Raw genomic sequence first — 1,159 nt, 5'->3', positions numbered from 1 at the left:
CTAGTCATCTGGAACGGAAGTTCGTGACATTAGTTGATCGCTCGGATCTCTAGAGAGGAGAGCGCTCGTGGCGAATGCAGGTGTGAAAGGCCGGCCGATCGCGCCGTTGGTGCTGAGTTCGCAGGAGCGGGCGTACTTGGAGAGGCAAGTTCGTCGTCATCGTGTAGCCCGATCGCTATCTGAGCGATGCCGCGCGATCCTGCGGTGTGCAGATGGTCTGCCAAGCAAGTCTGTGGCTGCCGAACTTGGCATCCATGAACACACCGTCGGCAAGTGGCGCCGCCGATTCTTGAAGGATCGTTGTGATGGCCTGCTTGACGAAGCCCGCCCGGGCCGCCCTCGAACCATCGACGATGATCAGGTTGCCGAGGTAATCGAGCGGACATTGCGTACGACGCCGCCCGACGCAACGCACTGGTCGATCCGCTCGATGGCTGCGGATACTGGCTTTTCTCACACCACGATCCGCCGAATGTGGACGGCGTTCGGCTTGCAGCCGCACCGCAGCCAGACATTTAAACTATCGAGCGATCCGCTATTCGTCGATAAGGTGCGCGATATTGTCGGGCTTTATCTGTCGCCGCCTAACCGAGCCGTTGTCCTCAGTGTCGATGAGAAAAGCCAGATCCAGGCACTCGATCGCGAGCAGCCGGTCTTGCCGATGATGCCTGGGGTGCCGGAACGTCGCACGCATAGCTATGTGCGGCATGGTACGACCACGCTGTTTGCCGCGCTCGATGTCGCTTCCGGCTTCGTCATTGGCAAATGCTACAAGCGCCATCGGGCGCTCGAGTTCTTGAAGTTTCTCAAAGAGATCGACGCTCAAATCCCTGAGGGGCTCGCTGTCCATATCGTCATGGACAACTACGCTACCCACAAGACCCCCAAGATTAAAGCGTGGCTCGCTCGCCGGCCGCACTATCATGTCCACTTCACGCCGACTTCCGCGTCGTGGATCAATCAGATCGAGCGCTGGTTCGCTGAACTCACCAGAAAGCAGATCCGGCGAGGTGTTCACACCTCCGTCAGGCAGCTCGAAGCCGACATCCGTACCTTCATCGAATTGCACAACAACAACCCGAAGCCCTTCAAATGGACCAAGTCCGCAGACCAGATCTTGGCTTCCGTCAAACGCTTTTGCCACAAAGCCCAGCAGACT

General features: G+C 58.2%; 1 protein-coding gene. It reads left to right on the top strand.

What is annotated here, in order from left to right:
- Positions 1-67: 67 nt before the first annotated feature.
- Positions 68-1,159: IS630-like element ISBj5 family transposase (locus I6F38_RS43190; RefSeq protein WP_050995763.1), on the top strand; the 1,092-nt coding region annotated here is incomplete at its 3' end.

It is taken from the genome of Bradyrhizobium sp. BRP56 (assembly GCF_020194035.1).
GTDB lineage: Bacteria > Pseudomonadota > Alphaproteobacteria > Rhizobiales > Xanthobacteraceae > Bradyrhizobium > Bradyrhizobium australafricanum.
Note: the sequence above shows the minus strand (reverse complement) of the source record. Positions and strands in the feature narration are given on the sequence as shown.